We start from the raw sequence: 15,643 nt of genomic DNA, 5'->3' as shown, positions 1-15,643 counted from the left end.
CTAGTAAACTTCAAATAGGTTTTTGAATGGACTTGGTGCTTCGCTTTGTAGTGGAGCGAAAATATTGGTTAAGGCTCTTTCTTGAATAATACCGTGTGCTTTCTGAATGTCATCAGCAAAGATTCTGTCTTGCTCTGCATGGTCAATTCTGGTTCTCACAAAAGCGTGGCAAGCCTCTAAAGTTGCCCCCGATTTAAGTGGTCTTCGGAAGTCGAATGCCTGTGCCGCACATAGTAGTTCAATTGCTAGTATGTGCTCTAGGTTTCGAATTACTTGCAGTGCTTTTCTGCCGCTAATTGAACCCATGCTTACATGGTCCTCTTGTCCTAATGAGGTAGGTACGCTATCGGCACTGGCAGGAAAACACAAGCTTTTGTTTTCGCTTACCAAGGCAGCAGAGGTGTATTGCGGCAACATAAAACCACTGTTAATGCCTGTGTTATTCATTAATAAAGTAGGCAGGTCTTCAATTTTACCTTCAAGCGAAAGGTAGATTCTACGGTCAGAAATGTTGCCAAGCTCGGCAGCGGCCAAGGTGGCGTAATCTAGCGGTAGCGCCAATGGCTGACCATGGAAATTTCCACCGCTAATAGTATCTTCAGCGCTAAGTACAATCGGGTTGTCGGTAACCGAATTCAGTTCGATTTCTACTAGTTCCTTCAGGTGTAGCCAAGCATTTCGCGAAGTGCCATGTACCTGCGGAATGCACCTTAAAGAATAAGGGTCCTGCACGCGGCTGCAGTTCAGGTGGCTGTCGAGAATTTTAGAACCTTTCAGCAGCGATTTTACATTTTGCGCCACATGAATGTTGCCTTTGAAAGGGCGGATGTTGTGCAATTCATCGCGAAATGGTTTGGCAGAACCCAATAGCGATTCGATCATCATAGCGCCAATAATATCGGCATGCTGCAAACAGTTGTGCAGTTCGTCAACCACAGTAACAGCATGTGCAGCGATAAACTGCGTGCCGTTAATCAGGGCTAAGCCTTCCTTGGGGCCAAGTTCGATTGAAGTGAGGCCGGTTGTCGCAAATAGCTCAGCCGTTTCCATCCGTTTACCCTGATAGTAAACTTCGCCTAAGCCAATAAGGGGCAGAAAGAGGTGCGCTAAAGGTGCTAAATCGCCAGAAGCCCCAACAGAACCTTTTTCTGGCACTACCGGAATGGCGTTATTGTTAATGTGCCAAACGATTCTTTCTAAGGTAGAAAGTTGAATGCCTGAAAAGCCCTTGGCCAATGAGTGTACTTTCAAAATAAGCATCAGTTTGGCAATCTGCTCGTCAATCGGGTTGCCAACTCCAACACTGTGACTTTTTAGAATATTGTATTGAAGCTCTTTGGTGTCGGCAGCAGAAATTTTGGTCGTGCAAAGTGGTCCAAAGCCTGTATTTATACCATAAACAGTGCGTTCACTATTGGTGATTTCTTCTACATAGCTGGTGCTTCTTTTTACAATCTCTTTGGACTGTTCCGAAAGAATTCCATTCGTTTGTCCTTTTGCTATTTGTAGTGCTATGCTACTCGTAAGGTGGTCTACACCATATTGAAAGTTATGTTCTGCCATTGGTACACTGTTTAGTAGAACAAATTTACTTTCAATTGTTAATTCCTATAAATGATTTATATTCATTGATTAATTACTATTGGGAATTAATGGAGCTTAGATTACTCAAGTCATTTTTGGTGTTAGCGCAAGAGTTGCACTATGCAAAAGCTGCTGAAAAGCTATTTATAACACAGCCTGCGCTTACCAAGCAAATCAAGCAATTGGAAGATGAGCTGGGCGTAGTGCTGCTAAACAGAACCAAGCGTCAGGTTTCGCTTACTGCTGCGGGAGCATACATGATGGACGAAGCTGAGTTTATCCTGAATCATATTGCTAATGTGGTGGTAGCCACCAAACGTAAGGCCGAAGGTGAGGAGGGGGAGATTCGAATTGGTTTTGTTGGATCTGCCATGCAAAACGTTATTCCTGCTTTGTTGGAAGCTATGCGTCTCAAATTCCCTACGATCCATGCTTCTTTGGAAGAACTGAATAACAAAGAGCAGATTTCGGCTATTGCCCACGACAAGCTGGATATTGCTTTTGTACGGCTGGAAAGTGTGAGAAAGGGCTTTGCACATAAAGTCGTTTTCGAAGATTCTTTCTCTTTGGTAGTGCCAAAGTTTGGCTCCGTAAAGGCAGAGAATTTCAAAAGCCTAAATGAATTTGAAGACGAGCATTTTATTCTGTTTTCAAACGACTATAGCCAAGAATACTACGATAATGTGATGAGTATTTTTGAAGACCATGGGTTTGAACCAAAGGTTTCGTATCGTTCTGTTCAGGCCAATAGCATATTTCGTTTGGTTGAAAAAGGTTTGGGCGTGGCCATAGTGCCTTCTGCTTTACGGCATGGTGTTGATTTAGGTATCGACTTTATACCATTGAAGCACTTAAGGCAGCGGACCAAGCTATTAGCTGTTTGGTCGGAGAATAATAGAAACGTGGCTTTGGATAAGTTTTTAAACCTAATGGTTTGATTACGGTTGTAAGTACTATTTAATGTTAAAATTATTTTAATTTAAGGAGTTAAGTAATTCTCAACGTGCAAATGCGACATATACTTTTAGCTACCGTTTTGGTGTTTTGTTTGAAAAGCTTGAGCGCTCAAGACGGTCATTATTGGTCGGAACAGTACGGGAACCGTTCGCTTTTGCTTGCTGGTGCCGTTGTTGGTAGCGTGGAGGATTTGGGAGCGGCATTTTACAATCCTTCGAGGTTGGCCTTAATTGATAACCCAAGTTTTTTGCTTTCGGCTAAAGTCTATGAGTTTCAGTCGTTAAAAATTGAGGATGCGTTGGGCAGCGGAGATATTATTAAGAACGATGAATTTAGCAGTAGCCCAGCATTGGCTGCGGGGTCTTTTAGGTTGCCTTTTGCCGAGGGACATCATTTCTCTTACGCTTTTCTTACCCGTTACCAATCCGACATAAACATCTTTTATAGAACGGAAATAACCAGAGATATTTTTGATGAGTATCCAGGGCAGGAGTTGTTGATTGGTACGCTGGATTGGACCAAAAGGCTGCGCGAAGAGTGGTTTGGTGGTGCTTGGTCTTACTCGCCCAAAAAGAATTTCGGTATTGGCGTGAGTTTGTTTTATGCCCAAAGAAAACAGAGCAACTCGCTAAATGTGCGAATGAATGCCTTGAGCCAGTCAAATGAAGGAGCCGACTATTATAACGATGTGAATATGTCGTACGCGGCTAAGGGCTTAATTACAAAAATTGGAGCATCTTGGGTGAAGGGGAGAACCTCTTACGGTATAACCATAACACCGCCACGTTTGCGCTTGGGCGGCAAAGGCAGCTTTCGCTATGAGGAGTTTATGAATGGCGTGGATAATTCTGGAGACTTTGTTGACGATGATGTGTTCATCTCTAATAGCCAGAGCGATTTAGACGCAGCGTACAATTCTTCACTGTCCATTGCAGTGGGGGCTGGTGTAAAATTGGGGCAAAGAGAACAGCATGGTGTTCATTTTTCGGCCGAATGGTTCAGTAAATTGGATGCTTACCAAATTATGGATCCAGCTCCATTTGTTGGGCAAAGCACTGGCTTGGAGATTAATGCGGTGCTTTATGATGAACTGAAAAGTGTGGTGAATTTTGGTATTGGTGGTGAACTCTATTTCTCAGAACACTTCAATACCTACGTGGGTTTCTCTACCGATTTTTTGGCGCAATATGATAATGAGTCAACCTCAATTCTCAACGAAGAGGTGTACAATGGTAGCTTTTTGCGCTCTAATCTCTTTCACTTTAGCTTTGGTGGGGTGCTCGATACCAGTATTGCCGATATCACTTTTGGGCTTTTGTATACCGGTAGTTCCGAAGAGCTTTCGAGGCCAATTAATATACCTGATAACCCTGGGGAAACTTTCTTTAATAGTGATGAGACTTTTATGGTGGACTATACCAGGGTAAGGTTTGTGTTTGGTTTTACTTTCCCTTTTGCAGAAGATGTGGAGCAGAAAACCATGGAGGCACTAGGGCTATCGGGCAAAAAGAAAAACAGAAGATAGTAACTACTTCTGGTAGATAAAGGCTTGGTGGACTTCCTCATAAACCGGCTTTGCTAACTCGGTTTTCATCGGGTTGATTGTTTGCAAGTTTAGACCAACACCATAGCCGTCAACCCAAAAGTACTCGTCATCTATATTTACAGGTATACCGAGATTCGAAATTTTGGTTTCAATTACTAACAGTTGCTTATCATAGGTTTTAACTAGGTTTTCGAAAGCTGTATAAACTTGCGTGTAGGCTATTCTAAGCGCAGTGTTGTCAATTAGCAATTCGTATTGGTCTGGGTAGTCGAGCTTGGCTTTTAGCAGGTATTGAAGCAGAAAGTACTTGAACTCATAAAAGGCCGCCACATCGCTCGAAATGTTTTGAATGTATTTTTGGTAGGCTTCCAAATCTTCAGAGGCTTGGGTTTCATAGTACGCGAACATGTCGTGGGTCATCAACATGCCTATGTAGTAAGCGTTAAATTCGCCCAATAAACCATAAAAGCCTTCTTTTTGACTTCCTATGCCGCTTTTGGGCGCAATATATGGTGTGTAGCGATATGTTCTTAAGTCTTTTGGAATCTCATTTTTAAGCTCGTTGCTATTAAAGCATACGGTGTGTTTTACCACATAAGTCCGTGCTGAATCGAGAAAGTAGGCCGTATAGTCGCCCAGCTTAAAATCTTCTGGAGAAGATGCTTGCAGCACATTGAAAGGGTAAATAAACTGAAAGCCATGTGCACTTTCGTGTGCAACCATGCTTAGGTTGTCTACTAATTTACTTTCAGTACTGCCTGAGAGCCAAGTTTCTGGCGGCTGATGCCTACCGGCACTTACTCGCATGCCAGCGATTCGATAATTGCGGGGTAGGCTGGCGCTAGTCTTAATCATATAGCTTATTGTGGGCGAATACTCATGAATAAGCCTGTACATTGTCTCTATTTGTGCTTTTCTTTCCAGTTTTTGGGCTGAGACAGCACCGCACGTGAATAGAAGAATGCCGATTAAAACTGCCTTGGTCATTTTTTGCTAGGTATGTAGGCGATGCACTCAACTTCTACCGCTGCGCCTAAAGCTAAGCCATCAGCGCCCAATGCCGAACGAGCTGGTTTTTTGTTTGGAAAGTATTCCACGTAAACCTTATTGAAGTTGGACCATTGCGCGATATCGTCTATAAACACAGTGAATTTTACAGCATGGTCGAATGAGCTGCCGTTGGCTTCCAGCACCGTTTTAATGTTTTCCATTACCTGTTTGGCCTCAGCTTCAATTCCACCCTCAACTAAGTCCAAAGTGCCCGGCTTATTACCTACTTGTCCGCTTAGGTAAAGCATATCGCCAACCCTAACTGCTTCAGAAAACGGCAAGTTAAGTTGAGCAGTTTCTTCGCTTAAGTAATGGTTTACTTCAAGCTCGGTGGGTTTCTGTGTACATGAAAAAATAAAAAGGGATAGAATAAAAGCGAAAGTAAAAGTCTTTGCCATTGATTTTTAGTTGGTTGAATAAAAAGCATAAATTAGGTAATCCACGAATAAATATCACCTATGTCAAAATATATCATAACAATCGATGCCGGAACCACGAGCGAGCGAGCAATCATCTTCAATAAAAAGGGAGAAATTGTAAATACTTCGCAGCGTGAGTTCGAGCAGTTTTATCCCAAACCCGGTTGGGTGGAACATACCCCGCTGGAGATATGGGAAACGCAGAAGTTCACTATAAACGATGTGATGGAAAAGCAACGAGTGGAGGCTTCGGAAATAGCTGCTATCGGAATAACCAACCAGCGTGAAACTACAATGGTTTGGGACCGGAAAACGGGTAAAAATCTGTATAGAGCGATTGTTTGGCAAGATAGGCGTACAGCCAGTTATTGTAATAAGTTAAAGGCTGAAGGACATGAGGCCATGATACAAGAGAAAACGGGGCTGTTGATTGACGCCTATTTTTCTGCCTCCAAAATTCGCTGGATCCTTGACCATGTGGAGGGCGCCCAAGTGCGTGCTGAAAATGGTGAGTTGGCTTTCGGAACAGTAGATACATGGCTGCTTTGGAAGTTAACCGGTGGCAAGGTACATGCAACAGATGTAAGCAATGCCAGTAGAACCATGCTTTATAATATCCATTCGCTGGCATGGGACGATGAGTTGCTTGATTTGTTTAACATTCCAAAAGGAATGTTACCCGAAGTAAAGGCAAGTAGTGATGATTTTGGCAAAACTGATCCTGAACTTTTTGGAGCTGCCATACCCATTGGCGGCATTGCGGGTGACCAGCAGTCGGCACTGTTTGGGCAAATGTGCACTGAACCCGGCATGGTAAAAAACACTTATGGTACCGGTTGCTTTTTGGTGATGAATACGGGTGACAAGGTGATTAAGAGTGAAAACAAATTACTTTCTACAATAGGCTGGAAAATTGGTGATAAAGTGAACTATGCGCTCGAGGGAAGCATTTTCATTGGCGGGGCCATCGTGCAGTGGTTGCGTGATAATGTACACTTTATCGATCAGTCGGCCGATGTGGAAGCCTTGGCGAAAACCGTAAAAGATAATGGTGGGGTCTACTTTGTGCCAGGGTTTGTTGGCTTGGGTGCACCACACTGGGACCAGTATTCTACCGGTGTGATGATAGGCTTATCGCGAGGAACCCAGAAAGGACATATTGCTCGGGCAGCTTTGGAGGCTTTGGCATTACAAAGTATGGAGGTGATTGAAACCATGGCATTAGATTCCGGTATAACCCTGAAAGAATTGAGAGTAGATGGCGGTGCTTCTGCCAATGATTTGCTTATGCAAATTCAGTCAGATTTTACAGGGCTCGATATTGTGCGACCTGAAATCACTGAGACTACAGCTCAAGGAGCAGCCTTTTTAGCAGGTTTGGCAGTAGGCTATTGGCAGTCTCAAGATGAGATTAAGGCGCTTTGGAAAGTGGATAAGAAGTTTGCCCCTAGCGGCAAAGACAATAGCAAGATTAAAAAGAATTGGAGCAGGGCCGTGGAAAGGGCTAAGGCTTGGAATGAAGAAGACTAGTATTCTACACTTATGAAAAGAGAAAAAATGCTAAAGCGCCTTAAAAAGCGCAAGGAACCTTGGGATATAGTGGTAATTGGCGGTGGTGCAACCGGTTTGGGTATTGCGGTAGATGCGGCTTCTCGCGGCTATGCCACCCTTCTATTGGAGCAGCACGATTTTGCCAAGGGAACCTCAAGCAGAAGCACTAAGTTGGTGCATGGCGGAGTGCGCTACTTGCAGCAAGGCGATATTTCTCTGGTGTTAGAGGCGCTGAAAGAGCGCGGGTTGATGATTCAGAACGCTCCTCACTTGGTGAAAAATCAAGCTTTTATCATTCCGAATTACGAGTGGTGGGATGGCCCATTTTATCAGGTCGGACTTAAAGTCTACGACCTAATGTCTGGTAAGCTGGGGATTGGTTCTTCTAAAAAACTTTCCAAAAACGAGACAATAGGCCATATCCCTACAATAGATCAAAAAGGATTAAAGGGTGGTGTGGTGTATTACGATGGGCAATTTGATGATGCTCGAATGGCGCTGAGTTTGGCGAAAACAGCTCGCCAGTTCAATGGGGTGGTAATCAATTATATGAAAGTTACCGGCCTTTTGAAAAATGATGAGGGAATTATAAATGGCCTAACCGCAACCAACCTCGAGTCGGGCAAGTCATATGATATTGAAGCAAAAACAGTGATTAATGCCACTGGTGTTTTCGCTGATGCGGTTAAGAAAATGGATGAACCAGATGTGAAGGAGATGATTCAACCGAGTCAGGGTATTCACTTGGTTGTGGGTAAGGAGTTTCTGCCCGATAAATATGCCATTATGGTACCGCACACAAAAGATGGCCGCGTAATGTTTGCCGTGCCATGGCACGATAAAGTGGTACTGGGAACTACCGATACCATGAAGGAGAAGCCGGAACTTGAGCCTAAAGCACAGGAGGAAGAAATAGATTTTATTCTAGAAACTGCCGGCCAGTACCTAACCAAGCAACCTACCCGTGCCGATGTACTCAGTGTCTTTTCTGGTCTCAGGCCTTTGGCCAAACCAGAAGGGGATGGTAAATCGACCAAAGAGATATCAAGGCACCACAAAGTGATGATTTCTCAATCGGGCTTAATTACCATAATTGGTGGTAAGTGGACTACCTACCGAAAAATGGCTGAAGACACAGTGGATAATGCCATTTTGATTGGTGCTTTGCCTGATCGGAAATGTGTTACTCAAACTTTGCCAATTTATGGCTACGATAAAAACCTAGACATCACAACCGACCACCTTGCGGTGTACGGTACCGAGAAGTATCAGCTGCTGGAGTTAGAGGAAGAGGAGCCTGAGCTTGCCGAATTTATTAGTGAAAGTTTACCACTAAGAAAGTCGCAAGTGGTTTGGGCTGTGCGCCACGAAATGGCCAGAACAGTAGAAGATATGCTGGCTCGCAGGGTTAGAGGCTTGTTTTTAGATGCCCAAGAGAGTTTTAGAGTTGCTCCTGAAGTAGCTGCAATTATGGCCCGTGAGTTAGAAGAAGGCGAAGCGTGGGTGAGTAATCAGCTCGAAGCCTTCAATAAACTAAAATCTCACTACCTAATTTAACTGGGTGTAATGTGCTAAGTGCATAAAAACCAGCTAGTAATAAGTTTTTTCTCTCCAAATAGAATTTTGAGAAAGTGAGTGATGCTGCACTGGAAATGTCGCATTCATGACAAAATATTTTTCCTTAAAACACTTTAGTTGTCCAGACCAAATAAAATTTGGTTAAGTATAACGATTGCATATCTGTCTATTAAAAAATATTTCACTTTTCGGGAACAATTCTGCCTAAACGTGCGTCTATTGCCCAGTGGAAACTTTGGGTACTATTGAAGTTTCCGTAGTTTTGCAAGCCGATGGAGCTAAGAGATAAAATAATAGAGCATACAGGAAACCTGATGATACAGTTTGGAATTCGAACGGTAACCATGGATGATATATCCAGGGATTTAGGTATTTCTAAAAAAACCATCTACCAGTATTTTAAGGATAAGAAGGACTTGGTGAACAGCATTGTGAGAGAGCATATTGATGAGGACATCAATCACTTTAGACGCGCAATGTCTGAGGGCGAAAATAGTATTCATGCCCTAATCATCGTGTCACAATGCTTAAGAGATTCTTTAAAGGATATTAAAGCCAATATTATGCACGAGCTGCATAGGTTTTATCCCGATGCATGGATGATGTTTGAGGATTTCAAAGTAAATGTAATGAAGGAATCTCTCATCTCAGTAATCAGGCGAGGTCAGCAAGAGGGGCATTTTAGACCAGAGATCAATGCTGAACTAATGGCTTCGCTCAGGATTGAGCAAGTGCAAATATTTATGATGAACAAAGATCTTTTGCCTAGAGACCAAATCTCTTTAGGCGAAGTGCAATATCAGTTATTCGACCACTTCATACATGGGTTATTTACCCTAGAAGGTTATCAACTTTTTAATCAGTACAACATCAACAACAATCAAAATGAGAAGCTTACTCAGAAAAACTAGTATTACTTTACTACTAGCGCTTACAGTCGTGGGGCTTAAAGCGCAGCAGGAGTTCAGCTTGGAGCAGGCCATAGCATATGCCCTGAAGAACAATGAAAACCTGAAGAACGCGCGTGTGGCAATTGACGATGCCGATGCGCAGGTTTACGAAACGCGATCTGACGGTTTGCCTCAGGTAAATGCGACTTTCGGTTACACAAACAATGTGGAAATTCCAGTGAGCGTTTTGCCTGCTTCCACTTTCGACCCTAGTGCGCCAGAGGGAGAAACTGTGGCTGTAAAATTTGGTGTGCAACATCAGAGTAACTTGGGTGTAAACGCTTCTCAAATGATTTTCGATGGCTCCTTTTTTATAGGTTTGAAGGCCGCTAAAAAGCTGAGAGAGAAAGTGGTTGTGGACGAGGCCAAGGAACAGGAAGATGTGCGTGAGCAAGTAATGAAAGCGTACTATCTGGTATTGGTGAACCAGATCAGAACAGAGCTGGTAGAAACCAACATTGCTACACTTGATAGTACTCTAAAAGATACAAAAGCGCTTTACGAAAACGGCTTTGCGGAGAAGATTGATGTTAGCCGTTTGCAAGTGCAAATGAACAACCTTTATGCTGAGCGCAGCGCAGTTCGTCAGGCCATATTTTCTGCCAAAAACCTATTAAAACTTACCATAGGTATGCCGGTAGAAAATCCAATTGAGATCAGTGGTGAGCTGGAAGGTTTCGATTTTACTTATAGCCAAGCCGAGGTTGAAGCCTTTAGCGTTATAGACCGATTAGAGGTTCAGCAGATTGAATATTTAAAGCAATTGGCCGAACTAGACGTGAAAAACGTAACCTCTCAATACATTCCAACAGTGAATTTTACAGCAGGCTGGGGGCGTAACTCTGCCAACGATGTGTTCAATAATCTATGGAATAACGACAGAGAGTGGTTTAGTAGTGCCAATATTGGTGTGAATGTGAATATTCCGATTTTCGATGGTCTAAGAAAGAAGTATTCAATTCAGCGAAAAAGATATCAATTAGAAACACTCAACAACCAATCGAGCCTATTGGTCAACAACTTAAGACAACAACTTGATAACTCTAAAGTAGCCCTTGATGTAAATGTTGAACGCTTAGAAGTTCAGCAAGAAAACATGGAATTGGCGCGCGAGGTAATGGAAATTACACGCGAAAAATATACTGAAGGTGTAGGCTCAAACCTTGAATTGGTTGTGGCCGATCAGGATTTTAAACAAGCCGAGGTGAACTACCTAGTGGCTCTTTACGATGCCATAGTGGCTAAAATCGAATTAGACAAAGCACTAGGTAAACTCAATTAATTCAAGATGAAACAAAGAACTACAAATAATCATAACAACATGAAAGTCAACAGCATAATCGCCATATTTCTAACGTCACTTGTGGTGCTGGCATGTGGCCAAAGTAACGATGACTCCCTGGAAGGGAAGAAGGCATCCTTAGCAGAAGCTAAGAAAGAGTTAAAGGCATTGGAACAAAAAATTGGCGATTTGGAAAAGCAAATTGCTGATGAAGATCCATCATTTGGTAAGGCCAATGTAAAGAGCACATTGATCACTACCGTGCCTGCTGCAAAGACAACATTTGAGCACCAAATAGAAGTGCGCGGAAATGTTGAATCGCGTACCAACGTATTTGTTAGCTCAGAAGTAATGGGCCAGCTTATCGAGGTAAATGTGGTGGAAGGTCAGAAAGTGTCCAAAGGTCAGGTGATTGCACGTGTTGACTCAGAAAACCTTGAAAAGAGCATTGATGAAGTGAAGACTCAATTGAGCTTTGCTACTACGATTTTCGAAAAAAGAGCTCGACTTTGGGAGAAAAACATTGGTACTGAGGTGGAATACCTTCAAGCCAAAAACAACAAAGAGTCTCTTGAAAATCAACTATCTACCCTTCAAACCCAACTGGATAAAACACAGATTAGAGCACCTTTTACGGGTTCTGTAGAAGATGTGCCGGTTAAAGAAGGTGAAATTGTACAGCCAGGTAGCCCTGTTGCTTTTATTGTAAGCAACGCTAATATGTACATAACCGCTGAGGTTTCTGAAAACTACATTGGCCGATTCGAAGTTGGCGATAAAGTTGAAGTTGAGCTTCCGGCAATGGGTGAAACTTTCACTAGCACAATTTCATCAGTAGGTAATGTGATCAACGCAGCTAGCAGAACATTTACGGTTGAGGTAAAGCTTCCTCAGGTTGCCAAGTACTTAAAAACAAACTTGGTAGCGCTAGTTCATATGACTGATTATCGTGCTGAAGAAGCGGTAGTTATTCCTTCTAGAATTATTCAAGAAGACTTTGAAGGAAACTATGTGTTCTTGCTTGATAACAAAAAGGCTAAAAAAGTGCACGTAAAACTTGGTCAGTCTTTCGATAACCAAACAGAAGTAGTTGCTGGCTTAAGTGGTGGCGAGTCTGTAATTGACAAAGGCAACAGAGCAGTTGCTGACGGAACTACTGTAGAAGTACAAAACTAAATCCAGACGAATAATCATATGGATCAAAACAAAAATCAACAAGTTGTAGATAAGGAGTTTGGTTTAACCTCCCTGTCTCTTCGAAATAAAATCACGGTGTATGTAATTACATTCATCATCGTGGCTGCGGGTATCTACTCATACATTACCCTGCCAAAGGAGAATTTTCCTGAGGTAGAGCAGCCTACGGTATATGTAAGTACGGTGCACCCGGGTAACTCTCCTGAAGATATGGAGAACCTGATTACCCGAGAATTGGAAAAAGAGATCAACACCATTGAGGGTGTAGATAATATTCAGTCAACTTCGGTACAGGATTACTCGGCCATTGTAGTTGAGTTTCAGGTTGGAATTGATGTAGATGATGCTGTAATCGATGTAAAGGATGCAGTTGATAGGGCTAAGTCTGAATTACCAAGTGACCTGAAAAGTGACCCTGAGGTAATCAAATTCAGTATTTCTGAAAACTTCCCAATCCTTAATATCAACCTTACCGACCCAACCAAAACATTGGATGAGTTGAATGACATGGCAGAATACCTGGAAGATGAGATTGAGAAATTCCAGGAGATTTCTAAAGTGAACATTGTAGGGGTTGATGAAAAAGAGGTGAAAATTAAGGTTGATCCTTTCAAGCTTGAAGCAAGAAAAGTGACCTTTAATGATATTGAGAATGCCATTTCTGCAGAGAACGTGACCCTTTCAGGAGGTAACGTAATTGCTGATGGAATTCGTAGAAACGTTAGAATTATTGGTGAGTTTGATGATCCTAAGCAAATGCTAGACATCATCATCAGCAATGAAAATAACAACATTGTTTACCTACGCGATGTAGCTACTGTAGAGTATGACTACAAAGACAAGCAAAACTATGCTCGTTTGGACCTCGACCCTGTGGTAAAGGTGGATGTAATGAAGCGTAGCGGTGAGAACCTTTTGGTGGCAACCGATAAAATTATGGCTGTAATTGCCGAAAGTAGAGTGAATGGAGAGATTCCTGAGTCTACTAAGGTTACCATTACAAACGATCAGTCTAAGGATACGCGCGAGCAAGTAAGCTCGTTGGGTAACAACATTATTTTCGGGGTAATTCTGGTAGTTACCGTATTACTATTCTTCTTGGGAACGAGAAACTCACTTTTCGTGGGTATGGCTATTCCGCTATCTATGTTTATGGCGCTAATGATTCTTGGCTTGGCCGGAATTTCTATTAACACCATGACACTCTTCGGTCTTATTATGGCTTTGGGAATGTTAGTAGATAACGGTATTGTGGTTGTTGAAAACGTTTATCGTTTGATGGAAGAAGGGCTTAGCCCAATGGCAGCAACCCGTAGAGGTGTTGGCGAGGTGGCTTTACCTATTATTTCGTCTACAGCCACTACTTTGGCGGCATTCATTCCTTTGGCCTTCTGGCCAGGTATTATGGGAGACTTTATGATGTACCTGCCATTGACATTGATCATTACTTTAGGTTCATCGCTATTCGTGGCATTGGTTATTAATCCAGTATTTATTTCAAGCTTTATGCGCTTAGATGGTACCCGCGTTATCGATAACAAAAAGGTGCTTATCAGGTCTTCAATTGCGCTTGTACTAGGTATTGTGTTTGCGTCTGTGCTTGGTGCAGTAGCTTTTGGTAACCTACTTATGATGATTGGTGGTCTTACACTATTAAATGTGTATGTGCTTAATCCACTGTCGAAAAGGTTCCAGGCGGGTTTCTTGCCAGTACTTGAAAACCAATACGAAAAAGTGCTTAAAAGAGCGGTAAGAAGCCCAATGCTTTACTTAGGTGGTGCTTTTGGTTTGTTGATCTTCTCTTTGGTATTGTTCGGAATTAAAACACCACAAGTGGTTTTCTTCCCAGAGAATGAGCCGCGTTATGTAAACGTGTTTATCGAATTCCCAGTAGGTACTGATATTGATGCGACTAACGATTTTGCGGTAGATATTGAACAGCAAGTAATAGAAATTGTAAAGCCATACGAGAGTATTGTTGAGTCTATTACAACCAACGTTTCGCAGGGTGCTGGAGATCCAGGCGATCCAACGGCCGTAGGTCAAAGTGAGGAGCCGCACAAGGCGCGTATCACTGTAAACTTTATTGAAAGTAAACTGCGTGGCGACATCAATACGCTTGAAGTGATGGAGGACATTCGTGCTAAGGTTAAACTACAGCCGGGTGTTACCCTTACAGTAGATAAGGATGCAGCAGGGCCTCCAACAGGTAAGCCAATTAACTTGGAGATTGCCGGTGAAGACCTTGAAGTACTCATCGGGATTTCTGAAAGAGTAGTACAGAGAATTCAAGAGTCGGGCATTCAGGGTATTGAACAGCTTAAAAGCTCATTGGAGCTTGGTAAGCCCGAGTTGGTGGTTGATATTGATAGGGACAATGCCAGAAGGTTCGGTTTGTCTACAATGTCTATTGCTAACGAGATTCGTACCGCGCTTTTCGGTAGAGAGGTTTCTAAGTATAAGGAAGGTGAAGATAGCTATGAGATCAATGTTCGTTTGAACCAAGACTATCGATACAATATTGATGCACTTCTGAATAAGAATATTACGTTTAGAGATCAGAACTCTGGTCAGTTGGTGCAAGTGCCTATTTCATCGGTTGCCGATGTGCACTATAGCTCTACTTACGGTTCAATCAAGCGTAAAGACTTGGACAGAGTGGTAACGCTTAGCTCGAACGTTTTGGGTGGTTTTAACGCCACCGAAATCAACGAGCAGCTAAAAGTGTTAATGGAGGACTTTGAAATGCCAGCGGGTTATTCTTACGCCTTTACTGGTGAGCAAGAGGAGCAGGCTGAGAACATGGCTTTCTTAGCAAAAGCACTTTTGATTGCCGTGTTTATGATCTTCCTAATCATTGTGTCACAATTCAATAAAATCACAGCGCCATTCATTATCATGGTTTCTGTATTGCTAAGTACTATTGGTGTATTCCTTGGCTTGGTAATCTTCAATATGAAGTTCGTAGTGATTATGACAATGGTGGGTATCATTGCCCTAGCTGGTATTGTGGTAAACAACGCCATTGTATTGATTGACTTTATTGAACTGACAAGAAAGCGTAAGCGCGAAGAGCTTGGCTTGGAAGAAGGTGCAAGATTGCCAATGAACGATGTAATTGAGTCAATCATTATTGCTGGTAAAACAAGGTTGCGCCCTGTGTTATTGACGGCAATTACTACCATTTTGGGACTTGTGCCTCTCGCGGTGGGATTGAACATTGACTTTATCGGATTGTTTACTCAGTACAATGCAGATTTTTATGTTGGTGGAGATAACGTAATCTTCTGGGGACCAATGTCATGGACGATTATTTTCGGGCTTACGTTCGCTACGTTCTTAACCCTGATTATAGTGCCAACCATGTATTTGATTGCCGATAAGATAATGTACCGTATAGACAAGTTCAGAGGTAAGAACGATCTATCGGTAGTAGATATGAGCAAACACAGCGAGTCTTAAGTTTTTGGCAAGGTGTTTGTAAAGATATTAACTGTGGTGATTATGATGTTCGGTAAAACGAATATCA

The 15,643-nt window shown here is 42.5% G+C and carries 11 protein-coding genes; 8 read left to right on the top strand and 3 right to left on the bottom strand.

All coding sequences use genetic code 11. The features are described 5' to 3' along the window. Complete coding sequence (gene hutH, locus BMW98_RS19820) at positions 1–1,563, bottom strand: histidine ammonia-lyase (protein WP_090261185.1); 1,563 nt, start codon at positions 1,561–1,563, stop codon at positions 1–3. Between the two features lie 89 nt (positions 1,564–1,652). On the opposite strand from hutH, the gene BMW98_RS19815 reads away from it, so the two are divergent. Continuing rightward, entirely contained in the window at positions 1,653–2,522 is an 870-nt protein-coding gene (locus BMW98_RS19815) for a LysR family transcriptional regulator (RefSeq protein ID WP_090261183.1), read from the top strand. 119 nt (positions 2,523–2,641) lie between these two features. Next, on the top strand, positions 2,642–4,066 hold the full coding sequence (locus BMW98_RS19810) for a hypothetical protein (RefSeq protein ID WP_139177716.1): 1,425 nt from the start codon (positions 2,642–2,644) through the stop codon (positions 4,064–4,066). 3 nt (positions 4,067–4,069) lie between these two features. On the opposite strand, the gene BMW98_RS19805 is transcribed toward BMW98_RS19810, so the two are convergent. Together BMW98_RS19805 and BMW98_RS19800 are read right to left on the bottom strand one after the other, a co-directional pair. Continuing rightward, entirely contained in the window at positions 4,070–5,074 is a 1,005-nt protein-coding gene (locus tag BMW98_RS19805; RefSeq protein WP_090261179.1) for a hypothetical protein, read from the bottom strand. After that, complete coding sequence (locus BMW98_RS19800) at positions 5,071–5,535, bottom strand: RidA family protein (protein ID WP_090261177.1); 465 nt, start codon at positions 5,533–5,535, stop codon at positions 5,071–5,073. Before BMW98_RS19800 ends, BMW98_RS19805 begins: the two co-directional genes overlap by 4 nt. A 60-nt stretch (positions 5,536–5,595) precedes the next feature. Between BMW98_RS19800 and glpK the strand changes: the two genes are divergently transcribed. The 6 genes from glpK to BMW98_RS19770 all read left to right on the top strand — a co-directional run bounded on the left by glpK (position 5,596) and on the right by BMW98_RS19770 (position 15,576). Further along, the gene (gene glpK, locus BMW98_RS19795; protein WP_090261176.1) at positions 5,596–7,086 is read left to right on the top strand and encodes a glycerol kinase GlpK; all 1,491 of its coding nucleotides are present in this window, start codon (positions 5,596–5,598) and stop codon (positions 7,084–7,086) included. A 12-nt stretch (positions 7,087–7,098) separates the two neighbouring features. Further along, a complete protein-coding gene (locus BMW98_RS19790; RefSeq protein WP_090261173.1) occupies positions 7,099–8,664 on the top strand; it encodes a glycerol-3-phosphate dehydrogenase/oxidase in 1,566 nt (521 codons plus the stop codon). Positions 8,665–8,957: 293 nt separating this feature from the next. After that, positions 8,958–9,596, top strand: coding sequence for a TetR/AcrR family transcriptional regulator (locus BMW98_RS19785; RefSeq protein WP_090261172.1), 639 nt, complete (start codon positions 8,958–8,960; stop codon positions 9,594–9,596). After that, positions 9,571–10,917, top strand: coding sequence for a TolC family protein (locus BMW98_RS19780; RefSeq protein ID WP_090261170.1), 1,347 nt, complete (start codon positions 9,571–9,573; stop codon positions 10,915–10,917). The genes BMW98_RS19785 and BMW98_RS19780 overlap by 26 nt, the downstream gene beginning before the upstream one ends. Before the next feature lie 6 nt (positions 10,918–10,923). Further along, positions 10,924–12,093, top strand: coding sequence for an efflux RND transporter periplasmic adaptor subunit (locus BMW98_RS19775; protein WP_090261168.1), 1,170 nt, complete (start codon positions 10,924–10,926; stop codon positions 12,091–12,093). An 18-nt stretch (positions 12,094–12,111) separates the two neighbouring features. Then, entirely contained in the window at positions 12,112–15,576 is a 3,465-nt protein-coding gene (locus BMW98_RS19770) for an efflux RND transporter permease subunit (RefSeq protein ID WP_090261166.1), read from the top strand. Positions 15,577–15,643 lie beyond the last annotated feature (67 nt).

The organism is Roseivirga pacifica, assembly GCF_900111145.1.
Classification (GTDB): Bacteria; Bacteroidota; Bacteroidia; order Cytophagales; family Cyclobacteriaceae; genus Roseivirga; species Roseivirga pacifica.
Note: the sequence above shows the minus strand (reverse complement) of the source record. Positions and strands in the feature narration are given on the sequence as shown.